The organism is Streptomyces endocoffeicus (assembly GCF_016741935.1).
GTDB lineage: Bacteria > Actinomycetota > Actinomycetes > Streptomycetales > Streptomycetaceae > Streptomyces > Streptomyces endocoffeicus.
This window is the reverse complement of record NZ_JAERRG010000013.1, coordinates 150,448-167,646: the sequence shown is the minus strand read 5'-3', so window position 1 is coordinate 167,646 and position 17,199 is coordinate 150,448. Positions and strand designations below refer to the sequence as shown.

20 protein-coding genes and 1 pseudogene are annotated in these 17,199 nt (G+C 70.0%); 4 read left to right on the top strand and 17 right to left on the bottom strand.

Annotation, left to right across the window (positions count from 1 at the left end; genetic code table 11):
- Positions 1–41: 41 nt before the first annotated feature.
- The 3 genes from JK364_RS29435 to JK364_RS29425 all read right to left on the bottom strand — a co-directional run bounded on the left by JK364_RS29435 (position 42) and on the right by JK364_RS29425 (position 1,982).
- Entirely contained in the window at positions 42–731 is a 690-nt protein-coding gene (locus JK364_RS29435; protein WP_201854364.1) for a M24 family metallopeptidase, read from the bottom strand.
- A 106-nt stretch (positions 732–837) separates the two neighbouring features.
- Entirely contained in the window at positions 838–1,605 is a 768-nt protein-coding gene (locus JK364_RS29430; RefSeq protein ID WP_201854363.1) for an alpha/beta fold hydrolase, read from the bottom strand.
- Positions 1,605–1,982, bottom strand: coding sequence for a DUF1330 domain-containing protein (locus JK364_RS29425; RefSeq protein ID WP_201854362.1), 378 nt, complete (start codon positions 1,980–1,982; stop codon positions 1,605–1,607). Before JK364_RS29425 ends, JK364_RS29430 begins: the two co-directional genes overlap by 1 nt.
- Before the next feature lie 217 nt (positions 1,983–2,199).
- On the opposite strand from JK364_RS29425, the gene JK364_RS29420 reads away from it, so the two are divergent.
- A complete protein-coding gene (locus JK364_RS29420; RefSeq protein ID WP_201854361.1) occupies positions 2,200–3,555 on the top strand; it encodes an alkaline phosphatase in 1,356 nt (451 codons plus the stop codon).
- A gap of 44 nt (positions 3,556–3,599) precedes the next feature.
- Here the strand turns inward: JK364_RS29420 and JK364_RS29415 are convergent, their stop codons facing one another.
- From JK364_RS29415 to JK364_RS29380, 9 genes and pseudogenes are all read right to left on the bottom strand, one after another.
- Positions 3,600–5,051: a sensor histidine kinase gene (locus tag JK364_RS29415; RefSeq protein WP_201854360.1), complete on the bottom strand. Its 1,452-nt coding sequence runs from the start codon at positions 5,049–5,051 to the stop codon at positions 3,600–3,602.
- The gene (locus JK364_RS29410; RefSeq protein ID WP_201854359.1) at positions 5,048–5,827 is read right to left on the bottom strand and encodes a response regulator transcription factor; all 780 of its coding nucleotides are present in this window, start codon (positions 5,825–5,827) and stop codon (positions 5,048–5,050) included. Before JK364_RS29410 ends, JK364_RS29415 begins: the two co-directional genes overlap by 4 nt.
- A gap of 93 nt (positions 5,828–5,920) precedes the next feature.
- On the bottom strand, positions 5,921–6,337 hold the full coding sequence (locus JK364_RS29405; protein ID WP_201854358.1) for a PepSY domain-containing protein: 417 nt from the start codon (positions 6,335–6,337) through the stop codon (positions 5,921–5,923).
- A gap of 200 nt (positions 6,338–6,537) precedes the next feature.
- The gene (locus JK364_RS55605; RefSeq protein ID WP_230992674.1) at positions 6,538–6,903 is read right to left on the bottom strand and encodes a dihydrodipicolinate synthase family protein; all 366 of its coding nucleotides are present in this window, start codon (positions 6,901–6,903) and stop codon (positions 6,538–6,540) included.
- A gap of 151 nt (positions 6,904–7,054) precedes the next feature.
- A pseudogene (locus JK364_RS55600) lies at positions 7,055–7,222 on the bottom strand (hypothetical protein); the annotation flags it as partial.
- A gap of 8 nt (positions 7,223–7,230) precedes the next feature.
- Positions 7,231–8,193 (bottom strand): PDR/VanB family oxidoreductase, encoded by a 963-nt coding sequence (locus JK364_RS29395; RefSeq protein ID WP_201854357.1) that lies wholly within the window; start codon positions 8,191–8,193, stop codon positions 7,231–7,233.
- Positions 8,194–8,263: 70 nt separating this feature from the next.
- Positions 8,264–8,908, bottom strand: a complete 645-nt coding sequence (locus tag JK364_RS29390) for an FMN-binding negative transcriptional regulator (RefSeq protein WP_201854356.1) — start codon at positions 8,906–8,908, stop codon at positions 8,264–8,266.
- A gap of 120 nt (positions 8,909–9,028) precedes the next feature.
- Positions 9,029–9,535: an MFS transporter gene (locus JK364_RS29385; RefSeq protein ID WP_201854355.1), complete on the bottom strand. Its 507-nt coding sequence runs from the start codon at positions 9,533–9,535 to the stop codon at positions 9,029–9,031.
- A 248-nt stretch (positions 9,536–9,783) separates the two neighbouring features.
- A complete protein-coding gene (locus tag JK364_RS29380; RefSeq protein WP_201854354.1) occupies positions 9,784–10,752 on the bottom strand; it encodes a LysR family transcriptional regulator in 969 nt (322 codons plus the stop codon).
- Positions 10,753–10,888: 136 nt separating this feature from the next.
- Here JK364_RS29380 and JK364_RS29375 point away from each other — a divergent pair, with 136 nt between their 5' ends.
- Entirely contained in the window at positions 10,889–12,049 is a 1,161-nt protein-coding gene (locus JK364_RS29375) for an iron-containing alcohol dehydrogenase (protein ID WP_201854353.1), read from the top strand.
- On the opposite strand, the gene JK364_RS29370 is transcribed toward JK364_RS29375, so the two are convergent.
- Genes JK364_RS29370 through JK364_RS29360 form a run of 3 tightly spaced genes read right to left on the bottom strand, consistent with a single transcriptional unit; the run spans position 12,040 to position 14,501 of the window.
- Complete coding sequence (locus JK364_RS29370; protein WP_201854482.1) at positions 12,040–12,702, bottom strand: SDR family oxidoreductase; 663 nt, start codon at positions 12,700–12,702, stop codon at positions 12,040–12,042. The two genes, JK364_RS29375 and JK364_RS29370, sit on opposite strands and share 10 nt — an antisense overlap.
- Entirely contained in the window at positions 12,699–13,661 is a 963-nt protein-coding gene (locus JK364_RS29365; protein ID WP_201854352.1) for an electron transfer flavoprotein subunit alpha/FixB family protein, read from the bottom strand. The genes JK364_RS29370 and JK364_RS29365 overlap by 4 nt, the downstream gene beginning before the upstream one ends.
- Before the next feature lie 54 nt (positions 13,662–13,715).
- Entirely contained in the window at positions 13,716–14,501 is a 786-nt protein-coding gene (locus tag JK364_RS29360; protein WP_201854351.1) for an electron transfer flavoprotein subunit beta/FixA family protein, read from the bottom strand.
- A 206-nt stretch (positions 14,502–14,707) separates the two neighbouring features.
- Between JK364_RS29360 and JK364_RS29355 the strand changes: the two genes are divergently transcribed.
- Complete coding sequence (locus JK364_RS29355) at positions 14,708–15,418, top strand: TetR family transcriptional regulator (protein WP_230992703.1); 711 nt, start codon at positions 14,708–14,710, stop codon at positions 15,416–15,418.
- Between the two features lie 88 nt (positions 15,419–15,506).
- On the opposite strand, the gene JK364_RS57645 is transcribed toward JK364_RS29355, so the two are convergent.
- Positions 15,507–15,980 (bottom strand): LysR substrate-binding domain-containing protein, encoded by a 474-nt coding sequence (locus tag JK364_RS57645; protein WP_307841416.1) that lies wholly within the window; start codon positions 15,978–15,980, stop codon positions 15,507–15,509.
- Between the two features lie 15 nt (positions 15,981–15,995).
- On the opposite strand from JK364_RS57645, the gene JK364_RS57640 reads away from it, so the two are divergent.
- Positions 15,996–16,439, top strand: a complete 444-nt coding sequence (locus JK364_RS57640) for an alpha/beta fold hydrolase (RefSeq protein WP_307841415.1) — start codon at positions 15,996–15,998, stop codon at positions 16,437–16,439.
- A gap of 35 nt (positions 16,440–16,474) precedes the next feature.
- On the opposite strand, the gene JK364_RS29340 is transcribed toward JK364_RS57640, so the two are convergent.
- Positions 16,475–17,083, bottom strand: a complete 609-nt coding sequence (locus JK364_RS29340) for a TetR/AcrR family transcriptional regulator (RefSeq protein WP_201854481.1) — start codon at positions 17,081–17,083, stop codon at positions 16,475–16,477.
- Positions 17,084–17,199 lie beyond the last annotated feature (116 nt).

Sequence of the window (17,199 nt, the reverse complement as noted above, 5' to 3'; positions counted from 1 at the left end):
AAGCGAGGGACCCTTACGCCCGGCGCGCCGCCGGGGACCGGTCACAAGGTGAGCAGTTCCTCGTGGAACCCGCCGAACCCCCGCTCCCGGTCGATGAGGTGGATCTCCAGAATCCAGTGGCAGCGGCGTCCGGTCTTGTCGGTGCGCCGCAGTGGTGTGCCATTGGCGGGCGTGACGTACGACTCCATGTCCGCGCCGTCGATCGTCTCGTGCGGGAACTCCCCGACCAGATGTCCCGCGTGCCAGCCGCCCAGCTCCCAGCCGGCCTCGGTGGCCAGGCGGCCGACCTCGGTGTGCAGCCGCTCGCCGGTGATCTCCGGGTCGCCCTCGAAGAAGGTCTTCCCGGCGGCGAACACCCTGGGCAGATCGTCCCGCAGCCGGTGCTTGACCGGGTCGTCGCCGAGGACGAACGTCCTTCCGAAGTCGGCCTCGTACTCTTCGAAGATCGGCCCGAAGTCGGCGAACACGATGTCGTCCGTACCGATCACCCGGTCCGGTGGATTCTCCCGGTACGGCAGGAGGGTGTTCGGCCCCGAGCGCACGATCCGCTTGTGCCAGTGCCGGGTCGTACCGAACATCTCGTTCGCCAGGTCCCGGATCCGGTCGCTGACCGCCCGCTCCCCCTCCCCGGGCGCCACCAGCCCGCGCTCCTCGATCTCCGCGAAGAGCCGCACGGCCTTCGCCTGGGCGTCCACCAACCGTGCCGCACGTGTGCCTTCGTCGTCCGCCATGGGGCCGAACATAGCCATCTGGATCACTTCCCTCAACGCGATAGGCGCCCACCGGCCGCCGCTGCGCGGATGTGCTCGCCGCAGCGTGGCAGCCACGTCCGCGCGGCTACCCCTGGTCCAGTGACGCCCAGAAGCGGGTGAGGACCTCGGCACCACGGCGCGGGTCATGGGTCATCCACCAGTGGCCAAGACCGTCGAGGACCTCCACCCGGGCACCGGCCCGGCGCGCGCCGCGGCGTCGCTGCTCGACGGTCCCGACCACGTGGTCCTCGGTGGCGAGCACCAATAGCCCCGGCCGCCGGGCCGCGTTCTCCAGGTCCCGGCCGAGTTCGGTCATCACCGGTCGGGTGGCGGAGGTGTAGAGCGCGATCACGGCCCGGCCCATCGCCTCGTTCTGGCCCTGGGCGACCCGCTCGGCCACCGCCTGGCCCATCCCCCGCTCGACGAGCGTCGCGATCCGCCGCTCGAGGGGCGCGCCGAAACGCGCGGCCACATCGGCCTCGCCGGCGCCCGGGGTCTGCCATCGCTGGGCGAGCTCATGCCAGACGTACTCGGGGTCGTAGACCCCGATCGTGTCGCTGACCCAGCTGCGTACGAGCTCCGGGCGGCTCATCACCGCGTTGAGGACGTGTCCGCCGCCCCAGTCGTGGCCCACCAGGTCGACGGGCTCGGAGAAGCGGGTCAGCTCGCCGATCAGCCAGTCGCGATACTCCCTGACGGTCGCCCCGAACCCGTCCGGCAGCGGTGCGCCGAACCCGGGCGGGGACAGCCGGATCAGGTCGGCCGGAGCCGCACCGGCGGCCTCCAGTTCGGCGATCAGCAGATCCCAGACGGCCGCCGTCTCGGGATTGCCGTGTACGAAGACCGCGGGCATCAGCTCACCCCGCCCTGGAGCGGCACGGTGGGCTGCAGGACCGATTCCACCAGCGCCTCGGTGCGGAGGTGGGCCACCGCCCGATAGTCGGGGTCGCGGGCCATGTCGGCGAACGCCCGGCGGCTGGGGTAGCGCACCAGGAGCACCGTGTCCCATGCCTGCCCGTCCTCGGCGACCAGGGCACGACCGCCGTCCCCCAGGTACTCCACCCGCAGTCCGTACCGCCCGTGGATCTCCGGGCCCAGCGCATCGATGTAGCGCTGGTAGCTCTCGCGGCCACCGTCCGGGCGGAACCGCAGCAGGTTCAGCATCACCACGGGGCCACCGGGGTCCTCGGCCAGCAGCGCGTCGAGGGCCCGCTCATCCATCTCGATCATCAAAACCTCCTTCAGGATGAGGAGCAGCCTATAAACTTGTTAGACAGCACGCAAGTTAGTTGGGGCCGGATCGGCCGGGCCCGGGGCACCCCCGTCCGCGCCATGCGGTGGAAATAAAAACGGGGCCAAGGCTTTCCCACCGGTTCACCAATAGCTGATGGTTTGGGGTCCGTTGGCATCAGCACCTGTCTCCGCACGCTTCAAGGAGTTGCACCCCATGCACAGACCCTCCCGTCGTCACCTCACCCTCGCCACCGCCACGGTTCTCGCCGCCGCCGCCGTGGCCGCCACCACCACCGCCGGCGCCTTCGACAGCAAGGAGCAGGCCCGGAGCGCCATCGAGGGCGGGAAGGCGAAGAACGTCATCCTGCTGATCGGCGACGGCATGGGTGACTCGGAGATGACGCTGGCCCGTGACTACACGGTCGGGGCCGACGGCCGGCTGAACCTGGACAAGTTCCCGCTCACCGGCGCCTACACCACCTACGCGGTCCACGCCGACGGCACCCCGGACTACGTCACCGACTCCGCCGCCAGCGGCACCGGCTGGGCGACCGGCCAGAAGACCGTCAACGGACGCATCTCCAAGACGCCGGGCACCGACAAGGCGGTCCCGACGGTCCTGGAGCTCGCGCAGAAGAACGGGTACGCCACCGGCAGCGTCACCACCTCCGAGCTCACCGACGCCACCCCCGCGGTGCTCGCCTCCCACGCCACCGACCGCTCCTGCCAGGGCCCGGCCGACATGGCCAAGTGCCCCGCCGACACGATCGCCGCGGGCGGCCCCGGCTCGATCGCCGAACAGTCCGTGAACCACAAGGTCGACGTCCTCCTCGGCGGCGGCAAGGCGCGGTTCGACCAGAAGGTCACCGACGGCGCGTTCAAGGGCATGACCGTCACCGAGCAGGCGCAGAAGCTCGGCTACCAGGTCGTCACCGACGACGCGGGCATGAAGAACGCCAAGCCCGGCAAGCCCGTGCTGGGCCTGTTCGCCTCCGGCAACGTTCCGGTGGAATGGACCGGCAAGGCGGCCGCGGTCGGCGGAACGGCCCCTCAGCGGTGTGTGACCTCCAACTCCAGCCGCCCGGCGGCCACGCCGAGCCTGGCCGACTCCGCCACCAAGGCGATCCAGCTGCTGGAGGCCAAGCAGAAGCACTCCAAGAACGGCTTCTTCCTCCAGGTCGAGGGCGCCTCCATCGACAAGCAGGACCACGCGGCCGACCCGTGCGGCCAGATCGGCGAGACCGCCGCCTTCGACCGCGCGGTGAAGGTGGCCCGCGACTACGCCGCCAAGCACCCGGACACCCTCGTGGTCACCACCGCCGACCACGGCCACACCAGCCAGATCGTGCCGCTGGAGGCCACCCCGCCCGGTCTGTCCTCCACCCTCGTCACCGATGAGGGCCAGCAGCTCAAGGTCAACTACTCCACCAACACCCCGGGTCAGTCCCAGGAGCACACCGGCACCCAGGTGCGCATCGCCGCCCAGGGGCCCGAGGCGTACCGCGTCCTCGGTGTGACCAACCAGACCGACCTGTTCACCACCGTCCGCGAGGCCCTGCGCCTGCGCTGACCGCACACGCCGAGGAGGGGATGGCCACCACCGGCCTCCCCTCCTCAGCCCATCCGTGCGGGTGGCGTGGCATCGTGCCGGGCGCGGGCGGCCGTGGGTGGGCGGCGGGTGTCGGCCGTTTTCAGGCGGACGATGGCGTCCAGGCCGCCGCCGGGCGCGGCGTCCAGGGCGATGTCGCCGCCGCCGGCGCGGGTGAGCTGCTGGACTATGGGCAGGCCCAGTCCGGTGCCGTCGTGGTAGGCGTCCGCGGCGCGCCAGAAGCGGTCGAACGCGCGTCGCCGTTCGCTCTCGCTCATGCCGGGGCCTTGGTCCATCACATGCAGTGCGATGTCCGCCGGGGCGCGGGGATCCTCGCCCACCGGGGTTTTCGCGAGGGTGATGACGGATCCGGGGGGTGAGATCCGCAGCGCGTTGGAGAGCAGGTTGTCGATGATCTGCTCCAGAGCGCCGGGGATCGCCCACACCTGGCCGACGCTGGGGCCCAAGACCGCGATGTCGACGAGGTGTTCGGCGGCGAAGGCGGTCCACATGGCCGCCCGATCGGCGACGACGGTGTCCAGGTCGGTGGGTTCGGGGGTGGTGGCGGAGCTCTCCAGCCGTGCGAGGGCGAGCAGGCCTTGCACCATGCGGCCGAGCCGTTCCACCTCGCCTACGGCCTCGTCGAGGCTGCCCCGGGCGCGGGGGTCGAGGTAGGGCTCGAAGTTCTCCAGTCGCAGACGCAGTGAGGTCAGGGGCGTCTTCAGCTGGTGGGAGGCTTCGGAGGCGAACGCCTCCTGGGCGCGCAGCAGATGCTGGAGTCGGGAGGCGGTGTGGGTGAAGGAGGAGGCGAGCCGTCGGAGCTCGGGTGGGCCGAGGTCGGTGGCGGGCGGATCCGTGAGGGTGCCGTTGGCGAGTTGGGTGGTGGCACGTTCCAGGGCCCGGACCGGGCGGGTGATCCAGCGGGCGAGGGCGAGCGCGATCAGGGCGACGGCGGCCAGGACGCCGACCCCGGCGGCGGCCAGCACCAGCCAGGCGTCATGGATCTTCTGGTTGACCGTGGCCAGGGGGTAGGTGACGCGTACGGCACAGCGGACGGTGGTTCCGGAACTTCCCGGCATGGTGACGGAGAGGGCTTCGCCGTCCAGCACGGGATCCTGGCGGGTGCCCGTGGTGGATCGGTTGCGCAGTGCGCCGGCGATGTCCGGATCGGCGGAGAGGTCCGTTCCGGTGGAGAGGGTGCCGCGAGAATCCGTCAGCACCTTTCCGGTGCGGTCCACGACGATCACATGGCTGTCGGTGCCGCGTGCGAACCTCGCCGCCAGCTGAGGTACGTCGGAGGCGGCGTCCTCCTCGACGTTCTCCTCCAGCACCTCGGCCAGCATGACCGCGCCCTGTCGGCCGGTATGGGAGAAGCGGGACATCCGCTCACTGGCGTACACATACCCGAACGGCACTTCGAGGCACAGCAGCACCAGCAGTGTCAGGCTGAGGTAGCTGAGGAGGAGGCGGTGTGTCACCGGGTTTCTCCCAGGCTCTCCGGTGAGGTGGCACCGGGCGCTTCGGGGGGCAGGGTGAGGCGGTAACCGACGCCACGGATGTTGTCGATCCAGGAGGAGTCGCCGAGTTTGCGGCGCACCCCGGCTACGTGCACATCGAGGGTCTTGGTGGGGCCGAAGAAGTTGGCTTCCCATACGGTGTCGAGGATCTGCTGGCGGGAGTAGACCGCGCCCGGATCCTCGGCGAGGTAGGCGAGCAGGTCGAACTCCTTGGGGGCCAGTGCGACCGATTCCTGGTGAAGCGTCACCTGGCGGGCCCGGCGGTCGATGGTGAGCGGCCCCAGGTGCTGAGGTCCGGCGGCATGTCCCGAAGCGAATCCGCCCACCGGGTCCGGTGCGGTCCGGCTGACGTCCGGGGTCGCCTGGTCGATGCCCGGGGCGGTGGGCCGGGCGCGCCGGGTGACGGCCCTGATGCGGGCGACCAACTCCCGTACGCCGAAGGGCTTGGAGAGGTAGTCATCCGCACCGAGTTCCAGGCCGAGCACGCGGTCGACCTCGTCGCTCCGTGCGGTGATCATGATGATGGGAATCTGGGAGCGGGCTCTGAGGGCCCGGCAGACGTCGATGCCGTCCATGTCGGGGAGCCCCAAATCCAGCAGTACCATCTCCGCTCCGGCGGCGGCGGCCAGGCCGTCGGCGCCGGTACGGGCGTGGTCCACGGTGAACCCGAAGCGGTTCAGCCCCTCCACCACCGGTCCGGCCACCCGGTCGTCGTCCTCGATGAGCAAGACACGCATGTCGACAGGGTCACAGACCTCGGATCCGCCGGGTGGCGAAATCACCGGAACCGCTCAAGGGTTGATGACACCGATAAGGCTTTCCCGAGGTGGTCAGCCTTCGTTTTCCTCGGTGCCCTCCTCCTTGGTCTTGACGACCTTGAAGCTCTTGTCGAGGTAGACCTCTATCGATGTGCCGTCGGCCTTCTTCACCTCGACCGCGTAGAGACCGGGGTTCTCCTGGTCCTCTTCCGACTTCAGGACGGTGCCGGGGTGCGCGGCCACCGCCGCCTTCTCGGCCTTGGACTTGATCTCCCCGGTCAGGGGTGGCTCCACCTTTCCGTCGTCGTCACCACCGCCCGCCTCGCCACCCGCGGCACCACCCGCGGCCGCGGCGTCCCCGGCCGGGGCGGCGGATTCGGCCGCCGTGTCCTTCGCGTCGTCCTTCGAGTCCGAGCCGCCGCAGGCGGAGAGCGAGAGTACGAGGGCGATGGCCGGGACGGCGGCAAGCGCGCGGATCTTGGCGTTCATAAGGGTCCTCCAGGGAAAGTGGGCGGCAACCGCCAATCGGCGAACGGACCGCCGAGTTCTGGCGTCCGCGAATGCCAAAACCCTAGAACCGCGCACTACAACGCATAGCCAGTGTGGTGACAGCGTGGAGCAAGGAATCTGATAAGAATTTCCCACACATACCGTCGGTTCGTTTACTCACTCAGCAACCGGAGACCGGTTCAGGCGGTGAGCCCGACGGCGTCCAGCGCCGCACTGACCTCGCGGCGGGCCTCCGGGGCCGGCCCGCGCAGGGGAAGCGGCAGGTTCGGCTCTTCGATCAGGCCGAGGTGGTGGGCGGCGGCGGACATGACCCGCAGACTGCCGTGCCGGCGGAACAGCGCCCACAGCGGCTCCAGCTGGTTGGACAGGGCTGTCGCCCCTGCCGCATCACCGGCCTGAGCGGCGCGGATGAGGGCCAGGGCGGTCCGCGGGAAGAGCCCGCCGATGACGGAGTACCAGGCGTCGCACCCGGCGTTCAGCCCGTCGGCGGCCGTCCAGTCGCCGCTCACGCCGATGGTGACCGTCTCGGGGATCAGCGATCGCAAGGCGTTGACGCGGGCCGTGGCCCGGGCCGGATCGTCGGAGACGCCAGGGATCCTCGTATAGGCCGAATACCTCGTCCTCGGTGAGGGGCTGATAGCTCATCGGGGCGAGCAGGACTGCGGAGACGCCCACCTTTTGGGCGTCCTCGGCCAGGGCAAGGACCTGCGAGGTCCGCAATGCGCCGATGCCCGCCATGACCGGCACGCCATCGGCGGCCCGCACCGCGATCTCCGTGATGCGAGCGCGTTGCTCGCGGGTGAGGTAGGCGTAGCCCCCGGTGGAGCCGAGGGCGCCGATCGAGCCTTGAGGCGTCAGTAACACGGCGGCCTTCAGAGACTCAGCACCAGCCGCGGGCACGCCGCGCGGGAGACACAGACCATCATCGTGTCGTGAGCGGCCTGCTCCTCGGGGGTGAGGACGGAGTCGCGGTGGTCCACGACGCCCGCCAGGACGTCTGTCTCGCAGGTGCCGCAGATGCCCTCCCGGCAGGAAGTGGGGACCTTGACTCCGGCTGCCTCGACGACTTCGAGTATCGACCTGTCCGGCGGTACGGTCACCGTGATGCCCGACTTCGCCAGCTCGGCCTCGAACGTTTCGGTCCGGAGCGGGGCCGGCTGTTCCCTGACGATGAACCGCTCCAGGTGCAGGGTGCCGTCCGGCCAGGCGGTGCAACGGTCCTCGACGGCTCCGAGGAGGCCCTCGGGACCGCAGCAGTAGACCAGGGTTTCCGGCCGGGGGGTGCCGAGGAGCGCGTCGAGGTCGAGCATGCCGTGCTGGTCCTGCGGGTGGAGGCGGACCCGGTCCGGGTAGCGCTTCAGGAGCTCCTCGCGGAAGGCCATCGACTCCCGCGAGCGCCCGCCGTAGACCAGCTCCCAGTCCGACCCCTGCCGTTCGGCCTCCTCCAGCATGGGGAGGATCGGCGTGATGCCGATGCCGCCGGCGATGAACACGTGGCGCTCGGCGGGGAGGAGGGGGAAGTTGTTGCGCGGTCCGCGCACCCGGAGGGCCGTGCCTTCGTGCAGGGTGCCGTGGATGTGGCGGGAGCCGCCGCGGCCGTCACGCACGTGCAGGATGCCGATGCGCCACGCGTGCGGGTCGTGGGGGGTGGAGCACAGGGAGTACTGGCGTACGAGGCCGTTCTCGAGGATCAGGTCGACGTGGGCGCCGGGGGTCCAGGAGGGAAGCGGGGCGCCGTCGGGCCGTCGCAGTTCGAGGGAGACGACCGCGTGGGCCTCGTCGGTACGACGAGCCACCACGAGGTCGAGTTCGACGTCGGTGTTGGCTGTGGTCATCAGGGGTCCTCTCGGGCCCCGCGTCGGCATCCGGTGCCGGCGCGGGGCATGAGGCGTCGTGCGGCGGTGATCAGGAGGCGGTGCCGTGCGGGTTGTGGGCACGTACCGCCGCGGCGACGGCGTCGTCGTCGGCCCGTCCGCGGGCCTCGAGGCCCGCGATGACACCCTCGACGTTCTCCCGCGGCTGGTTCTGGCTGAGCTTGAACTTGGCCTCGACGCGGCTGATGACCACCTCGACGCCGACGACGGCGCGCAGCTGCCGCTCGACGAACTTGGCCGGGGCCTGGTCGACGGACCAGGGCTCGGCGTTGCCGGTCTCGTGCCGGTCGGTCAGGCGGCGGATCTGCGCCTCGATCCAGACGGGATCGTCGTGTACGACGAACTGTCCGTACACGTGGGCGATCATGTAGTTCCAGGTCGGCACCACGCGGTGGTGCTCCTCCTTGGTCGGGTACCACGACGGCGTCACATACGCCTCGGGCCCGCGGACGATCACCATGGCCTCGCCCTGGACCGGCTGGCGCCACTGGTCGTTGCCGCGTGCCATGTGCCCGATGAGGGCCCCGTGTTCCCCGGCGTCCGGGTCGTACTCGAAGGGCAGCAGGGTGGCGAGGAGGCCCTGCGGGGTCGGGGTGATCAGGTCGGACGCGCCGTGGTTGGTCAGCAGGTCACGGATCGACGCCTCGTCGGGCACGAAGTGTTCGGGGACGTACATGGATAACCTTTCACGTAAATGGTGATACGAACACGCCCAGCAGGTCCTGAGCCGGCTTGGTCGTCACGTCGGCCCGACGGGCCGGCTCACTGATCTTCATGCCGTTCACCTCGTCTTACGCTAGACCTTGCCCTCGGGGGCAAGGTCAAGCGCCGCCCGGGCGGCCATCACCCGCCGGGCATCCCGGGGCGGGTTCACGGTGAGCAGTGCGGTGATCGCGCCGACCACCGTGACCGCGCCGAGAATCTGGAAGGTCAGTGCGTAGCCGAAGGCCGGGGAGGACGTCGTGTCGACGATCCGGCCGGCCAGGTACGGTCCCACGATGCCGCCGGAATTCATGACGGCCAGGAACACCCCGAGCGTCCCGGCCAACTGCTCCTTGGGACAGATCTCCGAGACGGCCGCGTTCAGCAGCGGGAAGACCACGGTGCCCACTCCGTACCCGACCGAGACGACGGCGACCACGAGCCCTGGGGCTCCGATCCAGGGCAGACACAGCATGGACAGACCGCATATCAGCAGAGCCGCTCCCGGGATGATGCCCCGATGGACCCGGGAGCTGACGCCCTTGCCCATCAGCCGGTCGCCGACGTAGGAAGTCCCGAACAAGGCGACCAGGGCGACCATGACGTGTGTCGGTGCGGTGCGGTTTTGGGGAGTGCGGTGGAGGCCGTGACGTTGTCCATACACAGGGGCGACCTTCCGGCGTGTGCCTCAGCGGAATGGCTGGACGCTAAGCCTTGCCCTCAGGGGCAACGTCAACAGGTGTGCTGGGAATGGATGCGCTGGGAAAGCGGCTGGCGGCTGGCGACCGGCGAGCCGGCGCGGCCGGGGAATCCGGCTGAGCTATTCAGGCCGGGCTATTCCAGGCCGGGCTATTCGGGAAGCAGTTCCGCGGCGCGGTCGGCGACCTCTTGATGCAGGGCGTCGCGCACGGCCCGTACGGCGGGATGGGTGACCGCTTCCCGCCGCACGGCCAGTGTGATCGGCAGCCGGATGTCGACCTCGTCGGTCAGCAGCCGCCGGAGCCGGGTCCGGTTGGCGAGGAAGGCCGGCAGCACGCCGATGCCGGCCCCCACGCGGGTGGCTTCGAGCTGAGCGAAGACGTTCGTGGAGGAGAACGCGGGGGTGACTCCGGGCAGATGGCGTTCGATGTCCAGGTCGCCGACCTGGAGCATCGACTCGATGTAGAAGATCAGCGCGTGTTCCCGCAGGTCGGCGAGGGCCTTGGGGGCTCCGCACCGGGCGAGGTACTCGTCGCCGGCGTACAGCCCCAATGCGTAGTCGGTGAGGTGCTCGGTGACCAGACGGCTCCCCGGCGTCCGGCCGATGGCCAGGGCGAGATCGAAGCCGGACGGGTGCATGGTCAACTGCCGCGTCGCCGTGATGAGCTCAGCCCGCAGCCCGGGATGGCGTCGGCGTACCCGGGCCAGGGCGGGCGTGGCGAAGACGGTGCCGAAGCCGTCCGGGGCGTTCACCCGCACGGTGCCGTGAAGCGACGGTGTGTCCCGACCGGACACCGCGTCGACGACGCGGGTCAGGGCGTCCTCGATCGCGCGTGCGCTCTCCGAGACGGCCTTACCGGCGTCCGTCAGGGCCCAGCCTTCGGAGCCGCGTTCCATCAGCCGGAGGCCGAGGCTCTTCTCCAGGGCGGTGATGCGGCGGGACACGGTGGTGTGGTCCACGCCGAGTGCGTCGGCCGCGGCCACCAGACGCCCCGTACGGGCGACCGCGAGCAGGTAGCGAAGATCGTCCGCGCGCAGCCTGCGCGGATCAAGCCTGCCGCGGTCCGCCTGCGGAAGCGGGGCCGGATCCTCGGCGGCTGGGCGGGGAGCGGAGTGCACGGGACCAGCGTATCTGCATTTCCGCACATCACATCTGCGCCATTGGCGATTGAACGCACACCCTCGCGGGCGTCACAGTCGAACAGCCCCGGCCGGAGCACCCAGCCCCCTTCCTCCCATCGTTGAGAGGTTCTCCATGGTTGCCAGTCTGTCCCTGCCACGGATCATGCGCGTCGGCCCCGGTGCCGCCGACGAGTTGGGCGACGTCATCACGGGCCTGGGGCTGAGCCGCCCGCTCCTGGTGACGGACGCGTTCCTGGCCGGGACGGGCGCGGCGGAACGTCTGAAGACAACACTGCGGAAGGCCGGACTGCACCCGCGGCTGTTCTCCGGCACCGTGCCCGACCCGACGACCGACTCCCTGGCCTCGGGCCTGAAGGCGTTGCACGACCACCGGGCGGACTCGGTGATCGGCTTCGGCGGCGGCAGCCCGATGGACACCGCCAAGGCCCTCGCCCTGCTCGGAGTCCAGGGCGGTCACATGCGCGACTACAAGGCCCCGCGGGTGAACCTCGGGCCCGCGCTGCCGGTGATCGCGGTCCCCACCACCGCCGGCAGCGGATCGGAAGCAACCCAGTTCACCGTCATCACCGACAGCGCCACGGACGAGAAGATGCTCTGCCCGGGCCCGGCGTTCCTGCCGCTCGCCGCCGTGGTCGACGCCGAACTGACCATGTCGATGCCACCCCGGCTGACCGCCGACACCGGCATCGACGCACTCACCCACGCCGTCGAGGCGTACGTGAGCCGCAAGGCCAACCCCTTCTCCGACAGCCTCGCGCTCATCGCGATCCAGGCGATCGGCCGCCATCTCCGCCGCGCCTACGACGACGGCGGGGACACCGAGGCGCGTGCGGCCATGATGCTCGCCGCGACCCAGGCCGGTATCGCGTTCTCGAACTCCAGCGTCGCCCTCGTGCACGGCATGAGCCGCCCGGTCGGCGCCCACTTCCACATCGCCCACGGCCTGTCGAACGCCATGCTCTTCCCCACGGTGACCGCCTTCTCCGTGCACGCGGCGCCCGGCCGGTACGCCGACTGCGCCCGCGCCCTGGGAGCCGCGACCACCGCGGACGGCGACACCGCGGCCGCCGACAAGCTGGTCGACGCGCTCGGCGGCCTCTGCCGCGACCTGGCCGTACCCACGCCCCGCGACCACGGCATCGACCAGGACACCTGGAACCGCCTGACGCCCCTCATGGCCGAGCAGGCCCTCGCTTCCGGCTCACCCGCCAACAACCCCGTGGTACCCACCGCCGAGGAGATCGAGGAACTCTACTCCCGGATCTACGCCTGATCCCCCGCCACCGGCCAGTGGCCGATGGTCTGGCCGCCGTCGATGAGGAACTCCCCGCCCGTGGTGTACGAGGCGTCGTCGCTCGCGAGGAAGAGCACCATGCGGGTGACCTCCTCAGGCTCCCCGATGCGGGGTACCGGCTGGTGGGCGAAGAGGTCGGGGGAGGCCGCCTCGCCCATCGGTGTGCGGATGACGCCCGGGTGGACGGAGTTGACGCGCACCCCGGTGCCCGCCATGTCGAGCGCGGCGGCCTTGGTCATCCCTCGCACGCCCCACTTGCTCGCCACATAGCCGACGCTGCCGGCGAAGCCCGTCATACCGGTGGCGGAGGAGACGTTGACGACCGCGCCGTGGCCGCGCTCGCGCATACCGGGGAGGACCGTGTGCATGCCGAGGAAGGCGCCCACCAGGTTGACGTCGAGGATCTGCCGGAAGTGCTCGGGAGACTGTTCTTCCACACTGCCACGGTGGATGATCCCCGCGTTGTTGACCAGGACGTCCACCGGGCCGAGGGTGTCCTCGACCGCGCGGACGACGGACTGCCATCGCGTTTCGCCGGTGACATCGAGGTGGCAGTACCGCGCCTGGGGGAGCTCGGCGGCCAGGGCCTCACCCTCGTCGTCGAGACCACCCCCGGCTTGGAGCTCCGTCAGCCCTTGCGGGCCTTGACCTCCTCGGTCAGCTGCGGGACGACCTCGAAGAGGTCGCCGACCACGCCATAGTCGACCAGGTCGAAGATCGGGGCCTCGGCGTCCTTGTTGACGGCCACGATGGTCTTCGAGGTCTGCATACCGGCCCGGTGCTGGATCGCACCCGAGATACCCGCCGCGATGTAGAGCTGCGGCGAGACGGACTTGCCGGTCTGGCCCACCTGGTTGGTGTGCGGGTACCAGCCCGCGTCCACCGCCGCACGCGAAGCGCCGACGGCCGCACCGAGGGAGTCGGCGAGCGCCTCGACGACGGGAAAGTTCTCCGCGCCGCCCACACCACGCCCACCGGAGACCACGATCGCCGCCTCGGTCAGTTCCGGACGACCCGTCGACTCACGCGGCGTACGCGCCACCACCTTCGTCCCCGTGGCCCGCTCCGAGAAGGACACCTCAAGCGCCTCGACCGCGCCCGCGGCCGGGGCGGCCTCCACCGCCGCCGAATTCGGCTTCACCGTGATCACCGGAGTGCCCCTGCTGACCCGGGACTTGGTGGTGAAGGCGGCGGCGAACACCGACTGCGTCGCCACCGGACCCTCCTCCCCCGCCTCCAGGTCCACGGCGTCGGTGATGATGCCCGACCCGATACGCACCGCCAGCCGGGCCGCGACCTCCTTGCCCTCCGCGGAAGACGGGAACAGCACGGCGGACGGCGACACGGCCTCGTACGCGGCCTGGACCGCGTCCACCTTCGGGACGACAAGGTAGTCGGCGAACTCCGGCGCGTCCGCGGTCAGCACCCGCACCGCACCGTGCTCGGCGAGGACGGACGCGGTGTTCTCGGCACCGGAGCCGAGGGAGACGGCGACGGGCTCACCGATACGGCGGGCCAGGGTCAGCAGCTCCAGGGTGGGCTTGCGGACGGCACCGTCCACGTGGTCGACGTAGACAAGGACTTCAGCCATGGGAATCGCTCTCCTGCGAAATGCGAAAGATCTGGGACGGGCGGCGGGAACCGGTCAGATGAACTTCTGACCGGCCAGGAACTCGGCGAGCTGCTTACCGCCCTCGCCCTCGTCCTTGACGATCGTGCCCGCGGTGCGGGCCGGACGCTCGGTGGCACCGTCCACAGCGGTCCAGGCACCCTCGAGACCGACCTCGTCCGACTCGATCTCCAGGTCCTCCAGGTCCCAGGACGTCACCGGCTTCTTCTTCGCCGCCATGATGCCCTTGAACGACGGATAACGGGCCTCGCCCGACTGGTCGGTGACCGAGACGACCGCCGGAAGCCGCGCCTGAAGCTGCTCGGTCGCGGTGTCCCCGTCACGGCGCCCCGTCACGGTCCCGTCCGCCACCGACACCTCCGACAGCAGCGACACCTGCGGCACCCCGAGCCGCTCGGCCAGCATCGCCGGCAGCACACCCATCGTGCCGTCGGTGGAGGCCATCCCGCACACCACCAGGTCGTAGCCGGTCTTCTCCACCGCCTTCGCCAGCACCAGCGACGTGCCCAGCGCGTCGGTGCCGTGCAGATCGTCGTCCTCGACGTGCACGGCCTTGTCAGCACCCATCGACAACGCCTTGCGCAGCGCGTCCTTGGCGTCCTCCGGGCCGACGGTCAGCACGGTGATCTCGGCGTCATCGGCCTCGTCGGCGATCCGCAGGGCCTGCTCGACCGCGTACTCGTCCAGCTCCGACAACAGACCGTCCACATCGTCCCGGTCCACCGTCAGGTCTTCGGCGAAGTGCCGGTCGCCGGTGGCATCGGGCACGTACTTCACACAGACAACGATCCTCAAGCTCACGCCGGCTCTCCTCACGGTTCCTGGACGTCTGCGCTGCCGCAGCGGAGTACCGGAATGAGGATATGGCACTGAGTACCTTCCGTAAAGGTACTCAGTGCCATCCCTGCCGGCGCTGATGCTACGTTCCCTCCATGACGGACGTACGACGCGACGAAGGCAGGGCGACAGCGGCGGCCAACGGGCCGGGACCGTCCGGCAAAACACCCATGCGCGAGGCGCTCATCGAGGCCGCGTTCCAGCTCTTCCTGGAGCACGGCTTCGAGCGGACCACCGTGGACGACATCGTGGCGCGGGCCGGAGTGGGACGCCGGTCGTTCTTCCGCTACTTCCCGTCCAAGGAAGACGTCGTCTTCCCCGATCACGAGCGCTGCCTGACAGAGATGAGCGCCTTCCTCGCGACGAGCACCGACGGCGAACCGCTCGACGTCGTCTGCGACGCGGCCCGTCTCGTCATGCGGATGTACGCCGCGAACCCCGAGTTCTCCGTACAGCGCTATCGACTCACCCGCGAAGTGCCCAGCCTGCGCGGCTACGAACTGTCCGTGGTGCACCGTTACGAGCGGACCCTGGCCCACCACCTCCGGGGATGCTACGGGGGTGACAGCAACGGAGCACTTCGGGCGGAGGTGCAGGCCGCGGCCGTCGTCGCCGCCCACAACAACGGGCTGCGGACCTGGCTGCGAGGCGGGGGGCACGGCGATGCCGCGAAGGCGGTGGATCAGTCGCTGGCATTCGTCCGGCAGACATGGGGCAGCGTCGGCGGCACCACGGAGAGCGGCACGGAGAACGGCGCAGCGGAGAGCGGCACCGCGCCCGCGCCGGAGGACGACGTGATCGTCATGGTGGCGCCGCGGAACGCTCCCCTGTGGCGCGTCGTGCAGAAGATCGAGAAGACATTGGGAGACGACCAGCCGTAAGCATGGCACTCAGCACCTCGACCGAGGGAACTCGGTGCCACACCGGACCACCCACACTTCGGCACAGCCCGGCCGGGGCCCGAGGACGCTACCCGCGGTGCGGTCTGTCCGCTCGGAGTTGCCTGTCGCTGTGTCGGCCGGCGCGCGCGAGTTGGCTGATGAGGGCTCGGACGGCGGTCTGGTTGGCGCCTTTGTGCCAGATCGCTTCGAGATGTATCTGGTGACGTACGGTGACGGCCAGGGGCTGGGCGACGGTTCCGGGGACGGGGTGCTGATCGGGGCCGGAGGTGACGATCGTCCAGCCGTTTCCGGCGGCGATCTCCTGGACGACAGCGGCGAGGCTGTCGACGGTCGGAGCTCGGCTGGGTGCGAGGACGCCGTGATCGGCGAGCGTTTCGAGGATCAGGTCGTAGATCGCGGGGTTGTCTTCGCGGCGTGGCAGGTGCAGCGGGTCATCGGACAGGTCGCGGGGGTCGATGCCGGGGGTGGTGGCGAGGGGGTGGCTGGCCGGCAGCAACGCGTAGATCCGCTGTTCCGCGCGGAGCGGGGTGCTGTGCAGCACTTCGGGTGAGGGGAGGTGCCGGTCGACGGTGAGGGTGAATCCGATGTCGATGTCGCCCACACCGGCCTGCGCGGCGACGCCGACGCGGCCGTCGTCCTGGGCGGCCCGGTGACCAGCCCCACGTTCGGACCCGAACACGCCAAGAGCCTGCTGTTCGGCATGGCCGACATTTTCGGCAACGCGGCCGGCTTCACCACCAAGCCGGACCCGGACGTCCTCATCCCCGCCTTCGAGTCCTTCGCCCTCGATGAGTTGCTGACCACGCAGGACAACTGCCCGATGGTGGTGATCAACGGCGACGCGGACGTGCACGTCCCGATCGCGGACACAACGGTGTTCAACGGCCGGCCGAATACACAGGTCGAGCTCATTCCCGGCGGCAGCCACTGCGCCCTCAACAAGCTCGACCAGATCATGCCGGTCATGACCACATGGATCGCCGACGCCCTGCGGTCCTGACCGCCCCCGGCCGGGAGACGTCGCGGTGTGATCCTTTACGGAGCGGCCTTGAGGGCCGAGTGGCGGTCCAGGACGGCCTCGACGATCCTCATGAGCCGCTCACCCACGTGCTCGATGCTTCCGTTCTGGGCGCTTACCTGGGCTCCTTCAAGCGCGAAGGTGATCTCCGCGGCCGCCTCGTCCGGATCGGGCAGCCCGGCCCGAGCGCACAGGCCGGTGATCCGGCGCACCTGGCCGGCCTTGTGGGCTTCGATCAGCCGGCGCGCCGGGTGGGCGCGGTCGGGCAGCTCCGCGATGGAGTTGATGAACGGACAACCCCGATGGGAGATCTCGGGAAGTCCGTCGGCGATGAACCGGGCCAGTCCCACTATCTGTGCCCGGGGATCATCCGGGTGCGCGGTCTCCAACTGGTCGAACGCGGCGGTGTAGTCGGCCGCGACGATCCGGAGCCATTCCTCGACCAGCGCGTCCTTGGTCGCGAAATGGCGGTAGAGCGCCATCTTGGTGGTCTCGGCCCGGCTGGCGATCGCCTGGACGCCCACCGCCTTGATCCCCTCACGCGAGAAGAGCTCCTCCGCCGCGTCGAGGATCCGCTCCCGGGGCGGCAACTTCGCCACCCTGCTCTGCCTGCTGACTCTGTCCATGCCCGCCATGCGGCCCCTCATCGGTCCGGTGGGACGTTGCATCGCCCTGACGCCAATGTTACGGTACCGAACAGTCCCATGTGATACCGATCGGTATCACTCAATACCGATCGGTA